Genomic DNA, 23,020 nt, shown 5'->3' on the forward strand with positions numbered 1-23,020 from the left:
ATGCTGGACGGCACGGTGATCCCTACGCGCACTCGGTCGACACGCCCGGGTGACCTCTCCATCCTCGCTGGAAAAGCCACTGCGGCAACAACTCCGCCGTATCTCATCACGGTCGCCGACACCGCGTCCACGCTCGTCGACTACCACGCGCTGCGACATGCCGAGTTCGTCGACCGGCAGGGCCTGTTCACCCGAACCGACCGCGACGACACCGACAGCGACCCGCGCACCGCCGTCCTGGTCGCCACGACCGCGGACGGGACCGTCATCGGCGGCGTCCGTGTCGCGCCGGCCACGACGGACGACATCGGTTGGTGGTCGGGAAGCCGACTGGTGGTCGCCGACCCGGCGCATGCCGCAGGCGTCGGCGCCGCCCTCGTCCGTGCGGCGTGCGCCCACGTCGAATCGCTCGGCGTCCTCCGGTTCGACGCGACGGTTCAGGACCGATACGTGGCTCTGTTCCGGTCACTCGGCTGGGAGGATCGAGGTCCCGCACCGACGATCAACCGGCGGGCGCATCGCCGCATGCTCTGGCCGATCCATCAGATCCAGTGCACCGCCGACAGCACCAAATCGATGCTCGCGGACATCCTGTCACCGCTCGGCCGTCAGCCGGGGGGCTTGGGGCCCAGTGGTTTCCGCGGGGACGACGGGGTGCCGTTGCCGGACTCCGACATCATCGCGGCCTGCGACGCGATCCTGCCGGCGATGGTCGAGCGCGATCCCGAGTGGGCCGGCTGGTGCGCGATCCTCGTGAACATGAACGATCTCACGGCGATGGGTGCGAGCCCGCTCGGATTCCTGGACGCAGTGGGTGCGCCGACCAGATCTCACCTGACCCGCATCGTCCGGGGTATCTCCGCCGCCGCACAGGCCTGGCGGACTCCCGTGCTCGGCGGGCACACGCAGGTCGGTGTGCACGCATCACTGTCGGTGACCGCGCTGGGCCGCGCCGCCGATCCGATCCCCGCCGGCGGCGGCCGCGTGGGCGACACGGTGTCGCTGATCGCGGACCTCGGCGGGTGCTGGCGGCCCGGCTATCACGGCAGGCAATGGGACAGCACCAGCTCCCGCTCGGCCGACGAACTGACCCGCATGGCCGGGCTCCTGCGCGAATTCCGTCCGGCCGCGGCCAAGGACGTCAGCATGGCCGGGATCGCCGGGACCCTCGGCATGCTGGCCGAGGCCTCGGGCACCGGCGCCGAACTCGACGTCACCGCCATCCCGCGACCACACGACGCGGAGATGGGTGCCTGGCTGACATGTTTCCCGGGCTACGCCATGCTTGTCGCCGACCGCGCACCCGTGCACGCCGCGCCCGGCCCGACCACGGCGTCGGCGTGTGGCAGGCTGACGGCCGATCCGGGCATCCGGCTACGGTGGCCCGACGGCGAGGTCACGACCGCGGTCGCCTCGGCGGTCACCGGCCTCGGCGCCGCGTGAGGGGCGCTTCGATGAGTAGAGTGCGATGACATGACCACGGTCACGCTCGGCGCTCTCGCAGCGCATTTCGGCCGCGACGTCGAGCGTGGTGTGTCCAAGGCGGTCGGCATCGTCGAGGCGGCGGCCCGCGACGGCGTGCAACTGCTGGTCTTCCCCGACGCGTCGATCGGCGGCTACATCGGCGACCTGCGTGCGCCCGACCCCGACGAACTACCACCCGCCCTCGATCCCGACGGTCCGGAACTCGCCGCTGTCGCGGCGGCTGCCGGCGACATGACCGTCTGCATCGGCTATACCGAGGCAGCCGGCGACGTGCGCTACAACACCGCGGTCTGCCTTTCGGGCGACGGTATCCTCGGCACGCACCGCAAGGTCCATCAACCGGCAGGCGAGTCCCTGGCGTATGCCGCAGGCGACTCGTTCCACGCCTTCGACAGCCCCGTCGGTCGTATCGGCATGCTGATCGACTACGACAAGACGTTCCCCGAATCCGCTCGCACCCTCGCACTCGACGGCGCCCGCATCATCGCCGCGCTGTCGGCGTGGCCGGCCAGCGTCACCGATCGGGCAGCCCGGCTCCCCGCCGATCGGCAGTCACGTCTCTTCGACCTCTACGACTGTGCGCGCGCCGCCGAGAATCAGGTGTTCGTGGTGTCATCCAATCTCACCGGCGTCACCGGATCGCTGCGATTCCTCGGCCAGGCCAAGGTCGTCGGACCAGGTGGCGACATCCTGTCCACCACCCGCTCCAAGGGCGGACTGGCCAAGGCCGATGTGGACGTCGACGCCGAGATAGCGCGAGCCAGAAGGGTTCTGAACCATCTCGCCGAGCTACGCCCCGACACCTACCATGCCGACGAGTCCATCGGGAAGGGGTGAGACCGTGCGCGTCGCGTTGCTGACGTACTCGACCAGGCCGCGTGGCGGCGTGGTGCACACCCTCAATCTCGCCGAGGCGCTGAGCCGAATCGGCGCCGACGTCACCGTGTGGAGCCTTGCGCGCGGCGGCGACGACGGATTCTTTCGCACTGTCGATCCCGGTGTGACACAACGACTCGTCCCGTTCGCCGACGTTCCCGACGAGACCATCACGGAGCGCATCGTGCGGTCCATCGACGCGCTCGGCTCGGCCTTCGAGCCGTCTGCCTTCGACATCGTCCATGCACAGGACTGCATCAGCGCCAATGCGGTCGGCACCTGCATCCGCACCATCCACCATCTCGACCAGTTCACGACGCCGATCCTGGTGGAGTGTCATGAGAAGGCGGTGGTGAACCCGTACGCGCGGATCTGCGTGTCGCGCGCAGTGGCCGACGAGGTGCGGGTCGGATGGGATCTCACGCCGACGGTCATCCCGAACGGTGTCGACCACGGACGATTTGCCGGGGCCGCCGCGGACACGCCGGAGGCCACGGAACTCCGACGGCAGTGGCGCGACAAGCTCGGCCCCTATGTCCTCGCCGTCGGCGGCATCGAACCGCGCAAGGGCAGCATCGACCTGCTCGAGGCGTTCGCCGCACTCCGCGCCGACGCACCCGATCTCTCACTGGTGTTCGCGGGAGGGGAGACGCTGTTCGACTACCGCGACTACCGTACCGAGTTCGAGAGGCGCCGTGACGTTCTCGGCATCGACCCGGTGGTGCTCGGTCCGGTCCCCGACGACGATCTCCCGTCGCTGGTCGCCGCCTGTGACGTCTTCGCGTTCCCGTCGACGAAGGAAGGCTTCGGCCTGGCCGCGATGGAAGCACTGTCCGCCGGCCGTCCCGTCGTCGCGCGGGAACTACCCATTCTGCGAGAAGTGTTCGGCGACACCGTCACCTACGCCGACAGCCCGTCATCGCTGGCCCGCGCACTTCTCGACGCCCGGACCCCGGACCCACACCGACGCGACGCCGGCCGCACGCTCGCGCAGTCGCTCACCTGGGACGCCGCCGCCCGCTCCCATCTCGACTTCTATGCCCGTCACCCCTACCCCCGCGCACACTGACCGAACCGCTGTCGACGCCCACAGCACCCCGCCGACCGGGTCCGGCGCGAAACCTCAACGCTCCCCGCTCATCGTGTTCATGATCGAGAACGTCACCTGGTCCGGCCGATAACGGTCATCGGAGTACTCGAACGGTTTGCCCTGCGGGTCGAAGCTGGTACGCCGTTCCCGGAGCAACGGCGCCGCCACCGGAATCTGCAGTGCTTCGGCGTCCGTGCCGTCCGCCGCGATGGCGTCGAGTTCGTGCCGCATGGAGGCGAACTCCACGCCGACGTCGACGAGATGGTCGGTGATGGAGCCCTTGTCGGCGTCGAACTCGAACAGACTCTGGCCCGTGTCGAGGGTGAATCTGCTGCGCTCGAGCAGCGCGGGTACGCCGTCGAGCGTCCTCAGTCGCACGACCTCGACGATGAACGCGCCCTCGTCGAGCTGGAGTCCGTCGGCGATCTCACCGTCGGCCCGCCGACGGGACACGCTCAGCGTGTGATTGCCCGGTTCGCGGCCGGACGTCAGTGCCCATTGCGAGAACGGGGTGAACGACGCGAGCGTCTGGGTCGGCTGGTGCGGGCGGCGAACGCGGGCCGGCCGGCCACGGGTGGTGTAGATCAGTCCCTCGGACCGGAGGTTGTACAAGGCCTGACGAATAGGTCCGCGACTGACCTTCCACTCCTCCATGAGGACCGTCTCCGGGGGCAGCTCGTCGCCGGGCTTGTAGTCGCCGTCGACGATCTGGGCACGTATCGCCTGGTAGATCTCCTGATGTCGAGGGGACAACCCGACCTCCGTGCCGTTGGGTACACCTGGGAACTTGTCTACCTACCCTAGCCGACGAGGAACGGGTGGCCGCCCGTGCGAGGGCGGCCACCCGGAGTGGATCGGTATCGGTCAGTCGGTGCTCGGCACCCGGTTCCAGTGCGGCAGCAGAATCAGCGCGGCCACGGCCGCCGCGCCTGCGAACCCGTAGAAGAGCGCCGTCGTGCCGAGGTAACCCGGCAGCAGCCCACCGAAGATGGCCCCGACCGAGCCGCATCCGTTGATGATCCCCGACGCGGCACCCGCATGCTTCGACGTGCCGAAGTCGACCGCCGACACGCACGACACCATCGCGTCGGCACCGTAGAGCGTCAGACCGATCACAAACAACACCGCGACCATGATCCAGACGTTCTGCATTGCGGTGAGCGGGGTGAACAGCACGAGCGCCGCGACGAGGATCACCAGCGAGATCACGCAGGCGGGGATGCGCTTGGCCTTGAACACGCGGTCGGAGATCTGGCCGAGCAGGATCGGTGCCAGCACGCCCGCGACACCGAACGCGATCGGGACGGTGATCGCGGTCAGGTTGCTCGCTCCGGTCAGCCTCTCGGCGACGATCACCGGTCCCCACAACAGGATCGCGTACCGTGCGGGCTTGAGGAGGAAGTACGTGAGGCCGAGGGTGATCACCATCTTGTTGCCGAGCACGGTCCGATACGTCTGCCACGCCGACGTCGTCGGCTGGGCCATGTCCCGATCCTCGTCGGTGACGTCGCCGACGGGTGCCGGCTCGTGCAGTTCGGCCCGGAACGCCTCGATCTCCGGAAGCCCGACATCCTTCGGTGAGTTCCGCTGGAACCGGAGGGTGATGAGGATGATCACGCCGACGACGGCAGCCCCGGTGAAGAATGCGACACGCCAGTCGTCGAACACGCTGTAGGCGATCCAACCGAGGAACGGGGCGGCCGCGAGTCCGCCGAAGGCGTAGTTGGTGCTCCACAACCCGAGGATTCGCCCGCGCTCGGAGATCGTGAAGAACTGGGCCATGTTCGTCAGCGTCCCCGACCATCCGGTCGACTGCGCGAGGCCCTGCAGGATCATCAACGGTGCGAGGAACACGAGGGCCGGCAGCAGACCCATCAGGAGAGCGACGACCGCCGATACCGCGAGGCCGCCCAACAGAACTCGGCGTGGGCCGAACCTGTCCGACATCGCGCCCCAGACGAATTGTCCGGCCGCGTATGCCGCCAGGTAGGCGGCATCGAGGTTGGCCAGGACGCTCTTGGAGAGAGTGGTCGACAGCACCGGGTCTTCGAGGATGCCCAGCTTGGCAACCGAGAACGCTTGACGCGTGAAGTAGAAGCCGGCGTAGATGATCCAGGTGACGGCGAAGGTCTGTACCCTCCACCGTCGGTAGAGGGGGACGATCTCGGCATCGCGGATGCCGTCGAGGGTGGGTGAGGTTGTCATGACGTCCTTCGATCTTCGGGGAAGAGTGCGAGAAATGCACGGGTTATCGAGACGCAGCGACGATGATGCGCGTGTGAGTGGCGAGAGGCCGGGCGCACGAGAGATGGGGGCGCCAGAACGGCGAGAAGGCGTGCGGGATCGTGTCCGGCGGGTTCGCGAGCCGTCACCAGGGTCGCTGGTGATCGGGTGGTTGACCGCGAACCCGCCCGATGGATCAGAGAGATGGTGCGGGAGGAGAGGGTTCGGAACTAGGGGAGGAGCGCCGCGAGGTCGACGACCCCGTCGACGACGTGGTGTGCGCCAGCGGCCGTGAGTTGGTCGCGATCATGTGCACCGCTGAGCACGCCGACGAGGACCCCGGCGCCCGCGCGGACTCCGCTCGTGATGTCGGAGGCGGTGTCCCCGACCACCATCATCGCGTCGACGGAAGTGGTCCGCGTGCGGATCAGGGCTTCGAGCGGCATGTCGGGGTGGGGCCGGCCGCGCAGTTCGTCGGTGGGGCACAGCACGACGTCGGCGACGTCCTGCCACCCGAGCGTCTCGAGGATGGCGTCCTGCGTCGGCTTGGCGAATCCCGTTGTCAGGGCGATCTTCACGCCTCGGTCCCGACAGCTCCGGAAGAGGTCCTCGGCGCCCGGCATGGCACTGCATCTGCCCTCGGCTACGAGGGAGGAGTACGTGCGCTCGAACTCCTTGTTGGCCGACTGTGCCTGCTCCTCGTTGCCCTTGCTGAGGTGGCGGAAGACGGTGATCTTGGACTGGCCCATCGTCTCCTGGACGTAGTCGAGCATCGCGGTGCGGTCGGCGTCGGACGCCGACAGACCGGCGTGCTCGTCGGCGGCGAGGAAGGAGGCGACGACGAGGCCTTCGTCGGCCACGGTCGTCCCGGCCATGTCGAAGACGACCAGCTCGATGGGAGTGGAGGTGGGGGTGGTGGTCATGTCTGTCAGTACCTTTCGGGTGGAGTCGATATCAGGAGAGGACGGTGGCGGAGCGGTCGAGGGCCTCGGCGACGCTCGCCTGGGCGAGACCCATGCTGGTGGTCATCCCGATGCCCGTGGTGACCGTGACGATGTGGGTTCGGGGGAACGGTTCGGTGCGCAGGAACTCGTGTCCGGCAGCGCTGCAGTACACGCCCTGCCACCGCTCGATGACGTCGATCGACGTGACCCCGAACAGCTCCTTGGTGACCTCGATCAGCGTGGTGAATCCCTCCTCGGACTGGAACGGCAACGGCGTCACCTCACGAATGTGGGTGTCCCCGATGAGAACTGTGCCGTCGGGCTGTGGTGTGTACATCTGGTGCAGGTCCAGAGCGGTGTGCTCGGGATACGTCGCATGGAGGCGATCGGCGACGACGCCGGTCGACGGCATGGCCTCGAATCCGCTGTAGCGCAGTAGCGACCATCCGGTGAACAGCGGACTCGTCATCGGAAACCGCAGGGGTACAGCGGCCTTGATCATGTGCAGGGCACACCGTCGGAGATCGATTCCCTCGGCGATTTCCGGGAACAGGCGGTCGATGTCGTGATTGACGGTGATGAAGGTGGTCGCGGCCCGCAGGTCGCCACGTGTCGTCCGGACCAGCCCGGGCTCGAATGACGTCGCGGATGTCCGCCAGAAGAACTGCACGCCTTCGGATTCCAGCCACCGGGCGATCATCGGCGCTGCCGACCGGGGATCGACCTGCAGGTCACGCGGCATGAACATGCCGCCGACGACACCGTGACCATCGGCCGGCACGCGGTCGAGGATCTCGGTGCGATCGAGGACGCGGGCCTCGGACGCCCCTCTGTCACTGGCGAACTGCTCCATCACGGCGAGTTCGTCGTCGTGCCGTGCGATGGCGACCGTGCCGGTCTCCGCTGCCCAGAACCCGGCTCGGCGCGACAGTTCGAGCCAGTGCTCCCGGCCGGCGCGGGCGTAGTCGAGCGCCTCGCCGGACTGGGCGGTGATGCATGCGTGGCCGAAGTTACGGACCGAGGCACCTGCGACCCGGTCGGCGTGATCGAGGATCGCGACCGACAGGCCGCGACGATGCGCGTGATATGCGTGCGCGAGGCCCACGATCCCGGCTCCCACGACGACGACGTCGAACTCGGTGTCTTTTGTGATCATGGTCATACTTTCCCGCTGATGAAGGCTGATGTCAATACTTACGAGAAAGAAAGCTATACAACTATGGTTGCGAGAAAGCTACGCTGGGTAAACACCCGGTTACACGTGAAACAAAGGCATACTTCGCGCGGGGAACATCAAGCCTTCTGCACCAGCAACGGCACCAACTGTTCCGCCGCCGACCACGCCCCGTGATGGCCGGGCATGTTCACCTCGGGCGCCGGATCGGTGAGCGAGCGGGTGAGAATCGACGTCCCTCGCGCGACGGCCACCAGGTCGCCGATCCGCTCGGCCACCACGTCGGTGACCTCGGCGCCGAACCATTGTTCGTCGAGCACCTGTTCGCGCGGAACCAGAAATGCGTTGTCGCCCAGCACATCCGTCCAGAATGCGCGCACATCGTCGCGGGCACCCGGCCGGGTGTAGACCTGGCGTACCCGCATCTCCCCGCCGACCGCCTCGACGCCCTTGAGCATCTCGTCGGTGGTGTCGATGTCGATCCGGTTGTCCGCCTCGATCATTCCGTGATCGCCGGTGACCACGAGGGTGGCGTCGCGCGGCAACTCCGAGGCGAGGTCGGCGACAAGCTTGTCCGCGATGGCCAACGTCTTCCGCCAGGCCGGTGAACCCGGTCCGAACAGGTGGCCGGCGGCGTCCAGGTCCGGCCAGTAGGCATAGACGAACCGGTGCCGAGGTGTGCGCGGCGTCAGCGTCTCGCCGACGCCCGCCAGGATCTCCGCGGGATTGTGGGCGCCGACATAGGTGCCCTCGACGCGAAAGGCGGCGCGGCTGAACCCGGTCCCGCGATACGCCAGCGGCATCACGTAGGTGACGTCGACGCCGCGACCCGCCATCTCCGCGAGGACCCCTCCGTTCGGTTGGATCTGTTCGGGCACGTACAGCCCCAGTGCGGATCGCCCGTGCGACGTGTTGAACGTCCACCGTAAGGCGTTGAGCGTGCGGCGTTTCGGGCCACGCGTCTCGTCGCGTTCGGTGCGAAACGAGTAGCCGATGATGCCGTGCGAGCCGCAGGGCGCACCGGCCATCAGACTGGTGATGCTCGTCGCGGTGGTCGCCGGGAAGCCGGCGCGGATCGTCGCGGCACGCATCGACGTCAAGGTCGGGGCCACGTCCGCGTGAGCGTCGAGCAGGGTCGCGCCCAGTCCGTCGATCAGCAGCAGCACGACGTCGCGGCTCGCGGGGATCGGCACGCTCGACGACGGGCTCCGGTCGAATGCGTCGTCGATCGCCGGCAGGACGTCGGCGAGTGTGGCGTAACTGCTCCACTGCAACGGGTGGAGTTCGTCCGACGGTGCACTCACATACGACACCGTAATCGGATTGTCTGTGGACAAGCCGCGCGCGTCGTCGTCGACGTCGGCGTCGGGTCCTAGCCTGTGTGCATGCCCGATCTCGATCCCTTCGCCGAGTCGGCGAGCGACCTGCTCGTCGACTTCGACGCGGGCACGGTCAGTCGGGGGTCGGATTACGCCGACGAGGGCCGGGTGTTCCGGATGGCCTGGTCAGACGACGAGCTGACCCTGGGCGGATTGTGCCGGGGCTCGGGCGGCCAGGTCTACGAGACCAGTGCGTCCTTCAGCGCGGTCGGGACGTCGCGGACGTTGGACTTCACCCAGTGCACCTGCCCGGTCGGGATCATGTGCAAGCACGGTGTGGCGCTGCTGCTGACCGCGCTCGAGGCCGAGGCGGCCGCCCTCGACGGCACACCCGGATCCGAACTCGCGCAGGTCACCCAGCTTCCCGCGCAGTGGCGCACGACGTTGGGCGCCTTCGTTCGCGATCAACCGGCGGTGGACCCGGTCCCGCTCGCCATCCTCGTCGAACTGCCCGCCGTACACCGGCTCATGCCGAACCCGGTGCCGACGCTGCGGCTGGTCAAGCAGGGTAGGGGCGGCACCTGGGTGAAGAAGGGAATCAACTGGCGATCGGTGGCGCGGCGGGCCGCGGGCCATCCGTCGGCCCCGGGACGTTCCGACTTCGAGCCGGCTCAGCTGCGGGCGGTCGTCGCCATGGCGCGCGCCTATCTGAACACCGGCATCGACGAAGACGCGATGTCACTGGGCTGGGCCCCGTCGGACATCTGGGAGTTGCTCGCGGCGGCGGATGAGGCCGGCGTGACGCTGCTCGCCGATCCGTCCACCGGCGCCACTCGCATCGACCTCTTCGCCGGTGCACGCATCGCATTCCGTGTCACACGCGCCGCCGACGGCGCATTCGTCGCGCCCTACCTCCAGGTCGACCACGACGACTGGCACGACTCGCCGGTCGGACTGGTCGGTGCGCCGGTACCGCACGGCGCCTTCACGGTCGACGACGGGACCCTGCTGATGGGCCCGTTCGACGCGACCTCGGATCGCCAGGCACTCGAGAAGCTCGCGTCGGCCGGCGGCATCCTCATCCCCGACGCCGACCTCGACGAGTTCGTCGCGGAGCTCCTGCCGGCGCTGGCCGCCACCGCTCCCGTCGACATCGAGGACGGGGCCATCACGCCGCCCACGATCGAGGGGCCGACCCCGTTGCTCACCATCCGCGTCGGGGACGAGTCGTCGCAGGTGGACTGGCGGATCAGCTATCGCATCAACGATCGCCGACGCACCTTCGATCGACACGAACCGGTCGCTGCGACCAGCATGCGCAATGCCGAGGACGAGACACAGGCCTGGAAGGACGCCCGCGGCGCGATGGAACTGGTCGCCCGCCGGTGCACGCGTTGGCAGACCCAGGCCACCCGCATCATCCACCAGTCGTTGCGGGGTGGCACGCGGGCCCTCGACGGCGACCTCGACGCCGTCGTCGCCGACGACACGGAGACCGCCGTTCAGCGGGCGAGCACCGACCTCCTGTGCCGGACCTTCACCTACTCACTGATCGATACCGCCGTCCTGATCGGCGAGCTGGTGCCCGAGCTCGGCGAGGACATCGAAGTCGAGATCATCGGCGACCCGGTCGACTTCCGCCCCGCCGAGGACGACCCGGAGATCAGCATCAGCGAGGACGAGAGCCCGGTCGGCAACGACTGGCTCAACCTTCGCATCACGGTCGAGGTCGACGGCCACGTCGTTCCGCTGGGCGCCATCATCCGGGCGCTCGCTGCCAACGCCACCCACCTGCTGTTGTCCGACGGCACCTACTTCTCGCTCGACAATCCCGAACTGCGACGACTGAGCGAGCTCATCCGGGAAGCGCAGGACCTCGGCGAGATCGAGAACGGACTCGTCCGCCGCAACACCTACAACGCGACCCTCTGGGAGGAGTTGCTCAGCCTCGGTGTCGTCGACGACCAGCTGGCCGAATGGCATTCGCGGGTCAACCGGCTCGCCAACGCCACCCTGCCGGCGCCCAGTGGACCGCCGGCGGGGCTACACGCCGACCTACGCGACTATCAGCGCACCGGCCTGGACTGGCTGAGATTCTTGTGGCAGAACAGGATCGGCGGCATTCTCGCCGACGACATGGGGCTCGGCAAGACGGTGCAGGCACTTGCGTTGATGGCCGAGGCCTCCGCGGAGATCCCGACCGGCTGCTTCCTGGTGGTCGCGCCGACCAGCGTGGTCGGCAACTGGGTCAGCGAGGCACAGAAGTTCGTGCCCGATCTCGAGGCGGTCGCGGTCACCGCCACCGAGGGCAAGAGCGGCATCAGCTTCGCCGAGCACGTGGGCGGCGCGCAGATCGTGGTGACCTCGTATACGTTGCTGCGCCTGCAGTTCGACGCGATCAACCAGTTCCGGTGGACCGGCGTCATCTTCGACGAGGCGCAGTTCGTGAAGAACCACAAGAGCAAGACGCACCAATGCGCCCGGCGACTCGGCGCCGAGATGAAGCTCGCGATCACCGGCACCCCGATGGAGAACAATCTGATGGAGCTGTGGTCGTTGCTCTCGCTGACCGCGCCCGGACTGTTCCCGTCGCCCATCGCGTTCGCCGACTACTACCGCAAGCCGATCGAGTCGGGTGAGAAGCCCGAACGCCTCGAGGGGCTGCGGCGACGTATCCGGCCGGTGATGTTGCGCCGCACCAAGGATCAGGTGGTCTCGGACCTTCCGGCCAAACAGGAACAGGTGCTCGCCATCGAGCTGGCCGCCAAGCACGAACGCATCTACCAGACCCGCCTCAATCGGGAGCGGCAGCGCGTCCTCGGGTTGCTGGGGGACTGGGAGGAGAACCGCTTCGCGATCTTCCGGTCGCTGACCATGATGCGGCAACTGAGCCTGCATGCCGGGCTGGTCGACGAGAAGGACATAGGTGTCGCCTCTGCAAAGATCGACTATCTCGCCGAGCAACTGCCCGAGCTGATCGCGGAAGGCCATGCCGCACTGGTGTTCAGCCAGTTCACCGGCTTCCTGGGGCTGATCCGCGAACGCCTCGACGACCTGGGGATCGACCACAGCTACCTCGATGGATCGATGAACGCGAAACAGCGCAAGACCGCCATCGACGAGTTCACCAGCGGCGCCTCGAAGGTGTTTCTCATCAGTCTCAAGGCCGGCGGATTCGGTCTCAACCTCACCGAGGCCGACTACTGCTTCGTCTGCGACCCCTGGTGGAATCCGGCGGCTGAGGCGCAGGCCGTCGACCGTGCCCACCGCATCGGCCAGACCCGTCCCGTCACCGTCTACCGGCTGGTGTCGAAAGGGACCATCGAGGAGAAGGTCGTCGGGCTGCAGGACAAGAAGAGGGCGTTGTTCGATGCCGTCGTCGACGACGGTGACCTGTTCGGCTCGGTCATCAGCCCCGACGACGTGCGCGCAATGCTGGGAGACATCTGAGCGGTCCACCGCCCCCGTTCTGGCCGCAGTTCCGTCATCTTGCCGCACCTTTCGCGCCAAGCCGGAAACCGAAAGTGCGGCCGGAACCGCCGCCTCCATCCCCATGCCTACCCCGCCAACAGTCGCAACCCCAACTCCTCCGCCACGTCGTACGAGCCGGGCACCACCGACATCCCGTAGGTCACCAGGGAACCCTCGTGCAGCAGCAGCAGCTGGTCGCCCACGGCGTCCGGATCGGTGACGCCGGCGTCGGTCGCGATCCGCGTGAACAATTCGAGCATCCAACGCTTCTGTCCGACGATGATCGGGTACGCGGGGTGGGTGGCGTCGTGGATCTCGGCGTGCGCGTTGATCATGCTGCAGCCATTGGGACTTCGCTCGACGGACCATTGCCGGGTGGCACCGAACACAGCGGACAGCTGCGCGGCCGGATCGTCGTCGGCGTCGTCGAGCCGCCGCTGCAGCAAGTCGCGCCAGGAACGGTCGCGTGCACGCAGGTACTCGACGACGAGCCGTTCCTTCGATCCGAATCGGTCGTACAGCGTGCGCTTGGTGACGCCGGCCCGCGCCGCAATCGCCTCGACGCCCACGGCGTGAATGCCCTGGTCGTAGAACAGTTCGGACGCGGCATCGAGGATCACCCGGGCCTTCGGCGTCCAGTCCACATCGGTACTCACATGACAAAGACTACACCGATCGGTAAAGTCGGCGACCATGCAGACTTCACCGATCGGTAAAACCCGGGGCTCGTGGGTGACCGCGTTGCTCGGCACGCTGTTCGTCGTGTGCTGGTCATCCGGCTTCATCGGCGCGAAACTGGGCGCCGCCGATGCCCCGGTCACCACCGTCCTGATGTGGCGGTTCGTGCCCATCGCCCTCGCACTGACTCTCGTCGCACTGGTGATCCACGGACGTCGCACGCCGGAGCGCTACAGCCGGCGCGAATGGGGTACGCAGATCCTGGTCGGCGCGCTGTCGCAGGCGGGCTACACGGTGACCGTGTTCTGGGCCATCGGGCTCGGCGTCAGTACCGGGACGACGGCGTTGATCGACGGCATCCAGCCTCTCGTGGTCGCCGCGCTCGCCGGACCTCTCCTCGGCGCGGCAACCCGCGGGCACCAATGGTGGGGCCTGCTGGTCGGAGCCGTCGGCGTACTGGTGGTGACCTGGACGGATGCGACCGCAGCCACGAGCAGCGCACCCCTGTGGGGCTACCTCGTACCGCTTGTCGGTATGGGCTGCCTCGTTGCTGCCACCTTCCTGGAACGGCGGTCGGCGCCGACGATGCCGCCCGTCCAGACGCTCGCGGTCCATTGTGCGACGTCGGCGGTCATCTTCACCGTGGCCTGCCTGGCGACCGGCACCGCGACACCGCCGGCGGATCTCGGGTTCTGGCTGGCCATGCTGTGGCTGATCGTGTTGTCCACCATCGGTGGCTACGGCCTCTATTGGGTCATGCTCCGGAGGGTCGGCGTCACATCGGTGAACACGCTGATGTTCCTGATGCCGCCGGTGACCGCGCTCTGGGGTACGGCGATGTACGGCGAACCGTTCACCTGGACAACGGCTCTGGGTCTCACGATGGCGCTGGGAGCGACCTGGGTGGTGAATCGGTCGCCTGCGGACGAGTCCTCGACCGGCCGGCGGTCGCCACAGCGGACCCTGACGCACTACGCTTAACCGTTGTTTACATCCATACGTTTGAGGTGCTCATGACCACCAAGCCGTCCACGGTTCGGCGACGACCGAAGGATCGCAAGGCGCAGATCCTCGAGGCGGCGCGCGCGTTGATCGTCGAGGTCGGGTACCCCAAAGTCTCCATGGCCATGATCGCCGACCGCGTCGGCATCACCGCAGGAGCGCTCTACCGGCACTTCGCGAACAAGTCGGTGTTGCTCGGCGCCGTGATCGAGCAGAGCTTCGCCGAGGTCACGCCCGCCTTCGGATCGACCACCACCCTCGACCAAGCCTTGGCGGAGAGCTGCGCGCACGCCGTCGCCCACCGCGACGTCGGGGTGCTGTGGTGGCGGGAGGCGCGCAATCTGCCGGACGACCGGCGTGATGATCTGCGCGACCGGCTGTATGCCACCAATCGGCAGTACCGCGGCCTCATCGCAGCCGAGCGCCCACAACTCCCTGACCAACAGACCGAAGAACTGGCGTGGGGGATTCAGGCCATCTTGGCCAGTCCCGGTTCGCACACCTCGCGGATCGGCGATCCGGAGTACGTCGAGCTGATGACCACGGCGGCTCGACGCATGTGCGCGGTGGAACTGAGTCCGCCGAGCGACCCGCCGTCCCCCGTGTCTTCCGCGCTGGAACCAGTCTCCAAACGGGAAGCGCTGCTCGGACACGCCATCGTCCTGTTCGGCCGAAACGGATACGAGGCGACGGGCCTCGACGACATCGGCGCGGCCGCCGGTGTCTCCGGGCCCAACCTCTACAGCTACTTCGAAAGCAAGGCCGTACTCCTGCAGGTCGCGGTCGAGCGCGGCACCAGCGCCCTCTGGTTGCTCCTACACCGAGTGCTGCGGGAGAACTCGGATCCGGCGCACGCACTCCCCGAACTCGTCCGTGGATACGCCGAATTGGCCTTGGACAGAACGATTCTCACATCACTCCTGCAGACCGAACAGGCCACCCTGGCCGCCGAGTCGCGCGCCCGCCAGCGCGAATACGTCGCAGAATGGACCGCTCTCCTGCAGGCCATCCGCCCCGACCTCGATGCGACGACGGCACGCATCCTGGTGCACACCGCGCTCAGCATCATCCACACCCTCGCCCAGCTCGATCACCTCCAGGTCAACGGATCGTTCCCGGATGATCTGACGGCGATGTGCATGGCGGTCCTGCTCTCGCACTGATCCCCCTCGACATCCCCTCCCACTACGCCCTTGCCTTGCAAAGTAAATCCCTGTTAAGGTGACTGGCATCACTCGGATCGAGAGGATGTGCAATGACCACCACCGTCCACGTCGCGGGCGTAGGAATGATCCCGTTCACCAAACCCGGCCGAAGCGGGTCATACGCCGAGATGGGCGAGACCGCAGCCAAGGCCGCACTGGCCGATGCGGGCATCGACTACACGCTCGTGCAGCAGGCCTATGTCGGCTATGTATACGGCGATTCAACATCGGGGCAGGCCGCGCTCTACGGCCTCGGGCTGACCGGCATCCCGATCGTCAACGTCAACAACAACTGCTCCACCGGGTCGTCGGCCCTGTGGCTCGCACGGCAGGCGGTGGAGAACGGCGTCGTCGATTGCGCCCTCGCTCTCGGCTTCGAGCAGATGGTGCCGGGCGCGCTGGGTTCGGTGTACAGCGATCGGCCCAGCCCGATGGCCCGGCAGGAGAGCCTTCGCGACGAGTTGCAGGGCACCGACCCGAACTCGCCGATGGCCGCCCAGTTCTTCGGCGGCGCGGGCCAGGCCTACGTCGACGAGTTCGGCGTCGACCCGGCGATCTTCGCGGAGATCTCGGTGAAGGCCCGCAAGCATGCGGCCAACAACCCGAATGCGGTCTTCCGTGACCTGCTGACCGTCGAGCAGGTACTCGAGTCGCCGGCGATCTACGGACCGCTCACCCGATTCCAGTGCTGCCCGCCCACCTGCGGCGCGGCCGCCGCGGTGATCTGTACGCCCGAGTTCGCCACGAAACACGGCATCAAGGCCGATGTCATCATCCGTGCGCAGAGCCTGACCACCGACACCGCAAGCACTTTCGAGTCGCGGGACATGCGCCAGGTGATCGGGTACGACATGGCCGCGGCCGCCGCGAACAATGTCTATGAGGCTGCCGGCATCGGACCCGAGGACATCCACGTCGTCGAACTGCACGACTGCTTCACCACCAACGAGTTCCTCACCTACGAGGCCCTCGGACTCACCCCCACCGGCACGGCGGAGAAGTTCATCCGCGACGGCGACAACACCTACGGCGGGCGCGTGGTCACCAACCCGTCGGGAGGATTGCTGTCCAAGGGGCATCCGCTCGGTGCCACCGGACTCGCGCAGTGCGCCGAACTCGTCTGGCAACTACGCGGCCAGGCCGACGCACGCCAGGTCGACGGTGTGAAACTCGCCCTGCAACACAACCTCGGACTCGGTGGCGCCTGCGTCGTCACCCTGTACCAGAAGGTGGACGCCCGATGAGTCTCGACACCACCGCGATCGGTCGGGAGTTCGAGCCGGTCTCACTGCTGATCACCCGCAGTCGGCTGCGCGCCTTCGCCGAGGCCACCGGTCAACGAGATCCCGTCTACACCGACGTCGATGCGGCGAAGCAGGCCGGCCATCGCGACCTGCCGGTGCCGCCGACGTTCATGTTCGGCATCGAGCTCGAGGCGCCGAATCCCTTCGCGTTCATGGCGGACCTCGGTGTCGATCTGCGGACCGTGCTGCACGGCGAGCAGCAGTTCGACTACCACGAGATGGCCTATGCAGGCGATGAGCTCACCGCGACCAGTCGCATCGCCGACATGTACGACAAGAAGGGCGGACTCCTCGACTTCATCGTCAAGGACACCACGGTGACCAACCAGGACGGCGCGACCGTCGCCGTACTGCGGGGCATCACCGTGGTGCAGAACCGAGCCGGGAAGGATACGAAATGACCACCCCCACAATGGACGTCGGCGCCGACCTCCCGGCTTTGGAGGTCGACCCGATCTCGCGGACCACCCTCGCGCTGTTCGCCGGTGCCTCGGGCGATCACAACCCGATCCACGTCGACCTCGACGTCGCGAAGAGCGCGGGCCTCGACGACGTGTTCGCCCACGGCATGCTGTCCATGGCCTATCTCGGTCGATTGCTCACCGATCTCGTTCCGCAGCAGCAACTCCGGTCATACAAGGTGCGGTTCGCCGCCATCACCCCCGTGCACGGACAACCCACCTGTACCGCCACTGTCACCTCGACCGACGACGTCAACGGGGAACGGATCGCGACGCTGGAGCTCAAGGTCACCCTCGCCGACGGCACCGTGACCCTCCTCGGCGAGGCGCTCGTCGCCCTCGACTGAACATCGACACCTCCACTCACACAGAAGGAAACACACATCACCATGGGAAAGCTCAACGGAAAGACGGCGATCGTCAGTGGTTCGGGACGCGGCATCGGCCGCTCCATCGCCCTCAAACTGGCTGCTGAAGGTGCCAACGTCGTGGTCAACGACCTCGACACCGACCCCGCGCAGGCGGTCGTCGACGAGATCACCGCGGCCGGCGGCAACGCCGTCATCTGCGCAGGCAACGTCACCGCCCCCGACTTCGGCGACCGCTTCGTCGGGACCGCCACCGGCGAGTTCGGTGGCCTCGACATCGTCGTCAACAACGCCGGTTACACCTGGGACACGGTCATCCAGAAGATGGGCGACGACCAGTGGGACGCCATCCTCGATGTCCACCTCAAGGCGCCGTTCCGCATCTTGCGGGCCGCGCAGCCGGTGATCAGCAAGGCGGCCAAGGCGGAGAAGGAATCCGGTATTCGGGTGCAGCGCAAGGTCGTCAACATCTCCTCGATCGCCGGCCTCTACGGCAACGCCGGTCAGGTGAACTACTCGTCGGCCAAGTCCGGGATCGTCGGTATGACGCGCACCCTTGCCAAGGAATGGGGTCGGTACAACGTCAACGTCAACGCGGTAGCGTTCGGATTCATCGAGACCCGTCTGACCGAGGTCGCCGCCGACGGCAACTAGACCATCGACATCGAGGGCCGCGAGATCAAGGTCGGCGTCAACCCGCATCTCCTGGAGGCGATGAAGCAGACCATCCCGCTCGGCCGCGCGGGGACCCCCGACGAGGCCGCCGGCTCCGTCGTGATGCTCACCTATCCCGAGGCGGACTACGTCAGCGGCCAGATCATGGTCACCGGCGGCGGATACGAGGGATAGGACGACCCGAATGCCCTCCACCACCTATCGGTCGCCCTGGCGGGACGACGAGACCACCGCACTCGGCGAACTCGCCGACAAGTTCTTCGCCCGCGAGATCATCCCGAACCGGGAGCGATTCGAACAGCAGCACTTCGTAGACCGCGACGTGTGGACCAAGGCCGGGGACATCGGACTGCTCTGCTGCTCCATCCCCGAGGAGTACGGCGGTGGTGGAGGGACATTCACCCACGACCTCGCAGTGTTCGAAGCCCAGGCCCGCGCGTTGGACACCGGATTCGGCAACGCGGTGCACAGCGGCATCGTCGCGCACTACATCCTGGCGTACGGCACCGAGGAGCAACGTCGTCGCTGGCTGCCTCGGATGGCGTCCGGAGACACCATCGCCGCGGTGGCGATGACCGAACCGGGTGCCGGTTCGGATCTGAAGAACATCAAGACGACGGCGATCCGCGACGGGGATCATTGCGTCGTCAACGGATCGAAGACGTTCATCTCCAACGGTTCCCAGGCGGACCTGATCGTCGTCGTCGCCAAGACCGACCCGTCCGCGGGGGCCAAAGGTGTCTCGCTGGTTGTTGTGGAAACCGCGGATGCGCCCGGATTCACCCGTGGTCGCATCCTCGACAAGGTGGGCCAGCAGGCCGCCGACACCTCCGAACTCTCCTTCGAGGACGTCCGGGTCCCGGCGGGCAACCTACTCGGAGGCGAGGAGGGTCGCGGATTCGGTCAGCTGATGACGCAGCTCGCACAGGAACGACTGATCATCGGTGTCACAGCGGTCGCGACGATGGAAGCGGCGGTCGCCGAGACCGTCGCCTACACCAAGTCGCGTAACGCCTTTGGGCAGACGATCTTCGACTTCCAGAACACGAAGTTCGTTCTCGCCGAATGCGAGACACTTGCGCACGCGTGTCGGGTGTTCATCGACTCCTGCATCGACCGCCACCTGAACGGACAGCTCGACGGCACGACCGCCGCGATGGCGAAATGGTGGCTCACCGAACAGCAGTGCCAGGTGATCGACCGATGTGTCCAGCTTTTCGGTGGCTACGGCTACATGCGCGAGTACCCGATAGCGCGTATGTATGCCGATGCACGCGTACAGAAGATCTACGGCGGCTCCAATGAGGTCATGAAGGATCTCATCGCGCGCGCCTTGTGATTCGTCCAGGACTCGACCCCGATTGAGGAGCCCCCATGTATCTCACCCAGCCACTCCACCGCAACGTCCAACTACAACCCGACGCCATCGCCACCATCTGCGGCGATCGCTCGTTCACCTTTGCCGAGATGTGTTCGCAGGTAGCTTCTCTCGCCGGCGGCGTACGTGAGCTGGGCGTCGAGTCGGGTGACCGCGTCGCGATCCTGTCGCTGAACTCGGATCGCTACATGCACATGATCGTGGCCGTCGCGTGGGCCGACGCGGTCATCGTGCCGGTGAACACGCGCTGGAGCACCAAGGAGATCGCCTACTCCCTGGTCGAGGCCGACGTGCGCGTTCTCGTGGTCGACGACGCGTTCAGCGAGTTGGTCGGTGAACTGCGGTCACAGTGTCCGGACCTGGACACGGTCGTCCACTGCGGTGACGGGGCGACACCCGCAGGCATGGTCTCCTATGCGCAGATCGCCGGGGCCGAACCGATTCCGGACGCGCGGCGCGGCGGCGACGAGCTGGCCGGGATCTTCTACACCGGTGGGACCACCGGATTTCCGAAGGGCGTCATGCTCAGCCATCGGAATCTCTTCGCGTCGGCCATGGGCTCGGCGGCCAGCGGCGCGTGGTCGACGAGGGGACGAGTGCTGCATGTCGCGCCGATGTTCCACCTCGCCGACCTGGCCTCCACCATCGGACACATGCTGCTCGGCGGCACGCACGTGATCATCCCGGGCTTTGATCCGGTGGCCACGATGACAGCGATCGCGGAGCAGGGGGTCACCGACGTCCTTCTGGTGCCGACGATGATCCAGATGACCGTCGACCACCCGCGGTTGGGGGATTTCGACCTGTCCGGCCTGCAGGTTCTGATGTACGGGGCGTCGCCGATCTCCGAGGCACTCCTCGAGCGCGCCCGCAGCGCCTTCCCGTCCGCCCGGTTCCTGCAGGCGTACGGCATGACCGAACTGTCACCGGTCGCGACCCTGCTGACCGACGACGATCACCGGGATCCGGTGCGTCGACGTTCCGCAGGCCAAGCGGCACCACAGTCGCTCGTGAAGATCTTCGACCTCGATGGAAACGAGGTCCCGCGAGGGGATTTCGGAGAGATCGTGGTGTCGGGCGAGCACGTGATGCTCGGCTACTGGAAGAAGCCGGACGAGACCGCAGGCGCAGTCCGCGACGGCTGGATGCACACCGGCGATGGCGGCATCATGGACGATGCCGGCTATGTCTTCGTCGCCGACCGGATCAAGGACATGATCATCTCTGGTGGCGAGAACGTCTACTCGATCGAGGTCGAGAACGTCATCGCCAAGCACCCGTCGGTTCTGCAGTGTGCGGTGATCGGGGTACCCGACGATCAGTGGGGCGAGCGCGTGCACGCTGTGGTGTCTCTCAAGCCCGGTGCCACACTGTCTCTCGACGAACTGCGTGAGCACAGCAAGGCCGAGATCGCCGGCTACAAGGTGCCTCGCAGCCTGGAGATCGTGGAGGCGTTCCCGATGTCGGGCGCCGGTAAGATCCTGAAACGCGAGCTACGCAAGGCCACGGTGTAACGGGCGCCATCAGGCGGGAGGCGCCGATGGGCGGTGATGGCGTCGGAGGACCCGAAGCCGTCGGGGCGCGATGGAACGACAAGTCGCGCAGGCGCCTTGAGCGTTCACGCGTCGGCCATCGGGCCGAGCGCGTAAGTTCGCACTCATGCTGGACCACGTCGCGCTGCAGTGTGCCGATCCCGCCGGCGCCGCCGAGTTCTACACGACTGTCTTCGCCGCCCTCGGGGTGCGCGAGGCCATGCGCTACGAGCGCGATGGGGGACCGGTGATCGGACTCTCCGGCGCCGACGGCTTTCCTCACCTCTGGGTCGGTCCACTCGACGACACGGGGGATCGCCCGATTCACCTTGCCCTCACCGCCCCGAGTCGTGCGGCCGTCGACGCGGTGCTCGCGGCGGCCCGCACCGCGGGCGCGACGATCCTCCACGAACCCCGGGTGTGGCCCGAGTATCACCCCACCTACTACGGGGTGTTCCTGCGCGACCCCGACGGCAACAACGTCGAGGCGGTGCATCACGGGTTCGACGGCTGAGTGAGGCTCAGCGCCTCGCAGCGAGCTCCCAGCAACGGTCGATCCGACCGCAAGGTTGGCCGGGCATTGTCAATGGTGTCAGAGCGAGCCGACACCGGCCGGACCAACACGAAGGGGCTACGATGCCGACAAACAACCGAAACACTCAGCGCACCAACAACAACCAGCCTCACCGCCGACGCCGCGTGCGCAAGTTCGATCAGCGCACCCGCCGCTGGAACTGGGTCTGGCAGTGATCTGATCCGGGACGGACGCACACACCTTCCCACCCGGCCCCGCCGCGACGACGCCGTCGTGGCGGGGCCGCGGTCCGTTCCGGGGGTCAGGGCCGCGGTCCGATGGTCTTCGGCTTCGGCGGCGTGAAGGATTCGTTGTCGGGCAGCGGCGTCTCGCCCTTCGCCTCGCCGACCTCCCGTACCGACTTCACCTCTGTCAGCGGCGAGGTCCCCTGACGGGCGAGCGAGTCGTCGTACCACTCGAACCAGGGGTGATCGTGCTTCCGGTACTCGGCGATGGTCAACGGCTGATGATGCGGCTCATGTCCGGTGAGTGCTTGCCACGCAGCGGAATTGACGATGTGCAGCACCGACGCCGCGTGGGCGCTCGGGTGCCAGTTGTCGCGCGATTCGATCGGCGTCGCGATCGATTGCTTGATGGAACCACCCGCACCCAACCCCATCCCCGGAGCCATCGCCACGGCCCGAGAGGTGAGGCCCGGCGGACCAGCGACTTCATCGCAAGTTGTTCGCATCCGTGACCTCTCATCCCAGATCTCCCCGCGCAGCGGGATCACCTCGATCCGGACACTCCCATCGTCAGCACCGGAGAGCTGCTCGGCCACCGAGTACCCCTGGCCCAGCGGGACCGCCACGAACTGCCGAACGGTGTGCGGGTCGGTACGGAATCCGTCGAGCCATGGTTGGATCGGCACCTCCACGTAGTCCTCGGTGGCGAAGTCGATGTCCGCCGAGAGCGGCTCACCGGTCACCGCGTTGATCCCACCGACCCCGATCCGGACGAGAAACGGATAGACGGCGGAGAAGTTGATCCATGACGCCTCGGACTGCCACATCGGCAGCACCACGTGACCGGCATCCCAGTGGGCCGGCGCACTCCGACAGTTCCCCGCTGCGACCAGCTCGAAGGAGCCGAGCCCCGGGGGCAGCCCGTAGGTGGTCTCGTCATCGGGCACGCGCAGGGTGCGGATGAACGAAATGGTCAGGTTGGCGTTGTCGTGGACCTCCGGAAACGAGAATGCGAGGCCACGTTGTGAGACGGCGACGGCCATGGCGGGCTCCTCACGAGTGGGACACCCATGGTA

General features: G+C 67.0%; 19 protein-coding genes and 1 pseudogene. 13 read left to right on the forward strand and 7 right to left on the reverse strand.

The window, feature by feature from the left end:
* The 3 genes from D7316_RS18265 to D7316_RS18275 are packed head-to-tail and all read left to right on the forward strand — an operon-like array spanning window position 1 to window position 3,430.
* Complete coding sequence (locus D7316_RS18265) at window positions 1-1,443, forward strand: MSMEG_0567/sll0787 family protein (RefSeq protein ID WP_124709517.1); 1,443 nt, start codon at window positions 1-3, stop codon at window positions 1,441-1,443.
* 30 nt (window positions 1,444-1,473) lie between these two features.
* Window positions 1,474-2,322 (forward strand): carbon-nitrogen hydrolase family protein, encoded by an 849-nt coding sequence (locus tag D7316_RS18270; RefSeq protein ID WP_124709518.1) that lies wholly within the window; start codon window positions 1,474-1,476, stop codon window positions 2,320-2,322.
* A gap of 4 nt (window positions 2,323-2,326) precedes the next feature.
* The gene (locus D7316_RS18275; RefSeq protein WP_124709519.1) at window positions 2,327-3,430 is read left to right on the forward strand and encodes an MSMEG_0565 family glycosyltransferase; all 1,104 of its coding nucleotides are present in this window, start codon (window positions 2,327-2,329) and stop codon (window positions 3,428-3,430) included.
* A gap of 54 nt (window positions 3,431-3,484) precedes the next feature.
* Here the strand turns inward: D7316_RS18275 and D7316_RS18280 are convergent, their stop codons facing one another.
* From D7316_RS18280 to D7316_RS18300, 5 genes are all read right to left on the reverse strand, one after another.
* Window positions 3,485-4,204 (reverse strand): GntR family transcriptional regulator, encoded by a 720-nt coding sequence (locus D7316_RS18280; protein ID WP_124709520.1) that lies wholly within the window; start codon window positions 4,202-4,204, stop codon window positions 3,485-3,487.
* Window positions 4,205-4,315: 111 nt separating this feature from the next.
* Window positions 4,316-5,656: an MFS transporter gene (locus D7316_RS18285; RefSeq protein ID WP_124709521.1), complete on the reverse strand. Its 1,341-nt coding sequence runs from the start codon at window positions 5,654-5,656 to the stop codon at window positions 4,316-4,318.
* 248 nt (window positions 5,657-5,904) lie between these two features.
* Entirely contained in the window at window positions 5,905-6,597 is a 693-nt protein-coding gene (locus D7316_RS18290; RefSeq protein WP_124709522.1) for a phosphonatase-like hydrolase, read from the reverse strand.
* Window positions 6,598-6,628: 31 nt separating this feature from the next.
* Entirely contained in the window at window positions 6,629-7,774 is a 1,146-nt protein-coding gene (locus D7316_RS18295) for a TIGR03364 family FAD-dependent oxidoreductase (protein WP_408610023.1), read from the reverse strand.
* A 137-nt stretch (window positions 7,775-7,911) separates the two neighbouring features.
* A complete protein-coding gene (locus D7316_RS18300; protein WP_124709524.1) occupies window positions 7,912-9,096 on the reverse strand; it encodes an alkaline phosphatase family protein in 1,185 nt (394 codons plus the stop codon).
* A gap of 81 nt (window positions 9,097-9,177) precedes the next feature.
* Here D7316_RS18300 and D7316_RS18305 point away from each other — a divergent pair, with 81 nt between their 5' ends.
* A complete protein-coding gene (locus tag D7316_RS18305; RefSeq protein ID WP_124709525.1) occupies window positions 9,178-12,561 on the forward strand; it encodes a DEAD/DEAH box helicase in 3,384 nt (1,127 codons plus the stop codon).
* Window positions 12,562-12,668: 107 nt separating this feature from the next.
* Here D7316_RS18305 and D7316_RS18310 read toward each other — a convergent pair whose 3' ends face one another.
* Complete coding sequence (locus tag D7316_RS18310; RefSeq protein ID WP_232016965.1) at window positions 12,669-13,238, reverse strand: TetR/AcrR family transcriptional regulator; 570 nt, start codon at window positions 13,236-13,238, stop codon at window positions 12,669-12,671.
* Between the two features lie 37 nt (window positions 13,239-13,275).
* Between D7316_RS18310 and D7316_RS18315 the strand changes: the two genes are divergently transcribed.
* From D7316_RS18315 to D7316_RS18355, 9 genes and pseudogenes are all read left to right on the forward strand, one after another.
* Complete coding sequence (locus tag D7316_RS18315) at window positions 13,276-14,241, forward strand: DMT family transporter (protein ID WP_124709527.1); 966 nt, start codon at window positions 13,276-13,278, stop codon at window positions 14,239-14,241.
* Window positions 14,242-14,273: 32 nt separating this feature from the next.
* Window positions 14,274-15,425 (forward strand): TetR/AcrR family transcriptional regulator, encoded by a 1,152-nt coding sequence (locus D7316_RS18320; RefSeq protein ID WP_124709528.1) that lies wholly within the window; start codon window positions 14,274-14,276, stop codon window positions 15,423-15,425.
* Between the two features lie 92 nt (window positions 15,426-15,517).
* Complete coding sequence (locus tag D7316_RS18325; RefSeq protein ID WP_124709529.1) at window positions 15,518-16,711, forward strand: lipid-transfer protein; 1,194 nt, start codon at window positions 15,518-15,520, stop codon at window positions 16,709-16,711.
* Window positions 16,708-17,172, forward strand: coding sequence for a MaoC family dehydratase N-terminal domain-containing protein (locus D7316_RS18330; protein ID WP_124709530.1), 465 nt, complete (start codon window positions 16,708-16,710; stop codon window positions 17,170-17,172). The genes D7316_RS18325 and D7316_RS18330 overlap by 4 nt, the downstream gene beginning before the upstream one ends.
* On the forward strand, window positions 17,169-17,579 hold the full coding sequence (locus tag D7316_RS18335; RefSeq protein WP_124709531.1) for a MaoC/PaaZ C-terminal domain-containing protein: 411 nt from the start codon (window positions 17,169-17,171) through the stop codon (window positions 17,577-17,579). Before D7316_RS18330 ends, D7316_RS18335 begins: the two co-directional genes overlap by 4 nt.
* A 42-nt stretch (window positions 17,580-17,621) precedes the next feature.
* A pseudogene (locus D7316_RS18340) lies at window positions 17,622-18,449 on the forward strand (SDR family NAD(P)-dependent oxidoreductase).
* Window positions 18,450-18,459: 10 nt separating this feature from the next.
* Entirely contained in the window at window positions 18,460-19,614 is a 1,155-nt protein-coding gene (locus D7316_RS18345; protein WP_124709532.1) for an acyl-CoA dehydrogenase family protein, read from the forward strand.
* Window positions 19,615-19,649: 35 nt separating this feature from the next.
* Window positions 19,650-21,167, forward strand: coding sequence for an acyl-CoA synthetase (locus D7316_RS18350; protein ID WP_124709533.1), 1,518 nt, complete (start codon window positions 19,650-19,652; stop codon window positions 21,165-21,167).
* Between the two features lie 145 nt (window positions 21,168-21,312).
* Complete coding sequence (locus D7316_RS18355) at window positions 21,313-21,699, forward strand: VOC family protein (protein WP_124709534.1); 387 nt, start codon at window positions 21,313-21,315, stop codon at window positions 21,697-21,699.
* 322 nt (window positions 21,700-22,021) lie between these two features.
* Here D7316_RS18355 and D7316_RS18360 read toward each other — a convergent pair whose 3' ends face one another.
* Window positions 22,022-22,987 (reverse strand): hypothetical protein, encoded by a 966-nt coding sequence (locus D7316_RS18360; RefSeq protein WP_124709535.1) that lies wholly within the window; start codon window positions 22,985-22,987, stop codon window positions 22,022-22,024.
* Window positions 22,988-23,020: the final 33 nt, after the last annotated feature.

It is taken from the genome of Gordonia insulae, assembly GCF_003855095.1.
GTDB classification, from domain to species: Bacteria; Actinomycetota; Actinomycetes; order Mycobacteriales; family Mycobacteriaceae; genus Gordonia; species Gordonia insulae.

Coding starts and splice junctions, on each gene's coding strand:
- D7316_RS18285 (WP_124709521.1), bottom strand. CDS start 5,656: ATGACAACCTCACCCACCCTCGACGGCATCCGCGATGCCGAGATCGTC.
- D7316_RS18320 (WP_124709528.1), top strand. CDS start 14,274: ATGACCACCAAGCCGTCCACGGTTCGGCGACGACCGAAGGATCGCAAG.
- D7316_RS18335 (WP_124709531.1), top strand. CDS start 17,169: ATGACCACCCCCACAATGGACGTCGGCGCCGACCTCCCGGCTTTGGAG.
- D7316_RS18270 (WP_124709518.1), top strand. CDS start 1,474: ATGACCACGGTCACGCTCGGCGCTCTCGCAGCGCATTTCGGCCGCGAC.
- D7316_RS18325 (WP_124709529.1), top strand. CDS start 15,518: ATGACCACCACCGTCCACGTCGCGGGCGTAGGAATGATCCCGTTCACC.
- D7316_RS18350 (WP_124709533.1), top strand. CDS start 19,650: ATGTATCTCACCCAGCCACTCCACCGCAACGTCCAACTACAACCCGAC.
- D7316_RS18345 (WP_124709532.1), top strand. CDS start 18,460: ATGCCCTCCACCACCTATCGGTCGCCCTGGCGGGACGACGAGACCACC.
- D7316_RS18290 (WP_124709522.1), bottom strand. CDS start 6,597: ATGACCACCACCCCCACCTCCACTCCCATCGAGCTGGTCGTCTTCGAC.
- D7316_RS18265 (WP_124709517.1), top strand. CDS start 1: ATGCTGGACGGCACGGTGATCCCTACGCGCACTCGGTCGACACGCCCG.
- D7316_RS18305 (WP_124709525.1), top strand. CDS start 9,178: ATGCCCGATCTCGATCCCTTCGCCGAGTCGGCGAGCGACCTGCTCGTC.
- D7316_RS18330 (WP_124709530.1), top strand. CDS start 16,708: ATGAGTCTCGACACCACCGCGATCGGTCGGGAGTTCGAGCCGGTCTCA.
- D7316_RS18355 (WP_124709534.1), top strand. CDS start 21,313: ATGCTGGACCACGTCGCGCTGCAGTGTGCCGATCCCGCCGGCGCCGCC.
- D7316_RS18295 (WP_408610023.1), bottom strand. CDS start 7,774: ATGATCACAAAAGACACCGAGTTCGACGTCGTCGTCGTGGGAGCCGGG.
- D7316_RS18360 (WP_124709535.1), bottom strand. CDS start 22,987: ATGGCCGTCGCCGTCTCACAACGTGGCCTCGCATTCTCGTTTCCGGAG.
- D7316_RS18315 (WP_124709527.1), top strand. CDS start 13,276: ATGCAGACTTCACCGATCGGTAAAACCCGGGGCTCGTGGGTGACCGCG.